The following is a 379-nucleotide window of genomic DNA, read 5'->3' on the forward strand; positions in this document are numbered from 1 at the left end:
CTTCAACGGCGAAATCCTGGCGCCGCTCAATGTCGAAGGCGACCGGCACCCGAGCGCCTGGTCGAACGGCGAGGTGGCCACCACGCCCGGCTTCAAGGAAGCGTTCCGGCAATTCAGCGAAGGCGGCTGGCAGGGCGTGCTGCATCCCGTCGAATATGAAGGGCAGGGCTTGCCCAAGCTGATCGCGACGCCGTGCATCGAAATGCTGAACTCCGCGAACCTGTCGTTCGCGCTGTGCCCCCTCCTGACCGACGGCGCCATCGAAGCGCTGCTCACGGCGGGCACCGAGGAGCAAAAGCGCCTCTACGTGCCGAAGCTCATCTCGGGCGAATGGACCGGCACGATGAATCTCACCGAGCCGCAGGCGGGCTCCGATCTC

Annotated in this window: 1 protein-coding gene; it reads left to right on the forward strand. The window is 65.7% G+C overall.

Annotated features, from left to right (window positions below; genetic code table 11):
• Positions 1-379, forward strand: a 379-nt coding sequence (locus tag BG61_RS38980; RefSeq protein WP_035943910.1) for an acyl-CoA dehydrogenase family protein, incomplete at both ends; no start/stop codon positions are given.

Origin of the sequence: Caballeronia glathei, from assembly GCF_000698595.1 — a bacterium.
GTDB lineage: Bacteria > Pseudomonadota > Gammaproteobacteria > Burkholderiales > Burkholderiaceae > Caballeronia > Caballeronia glathei.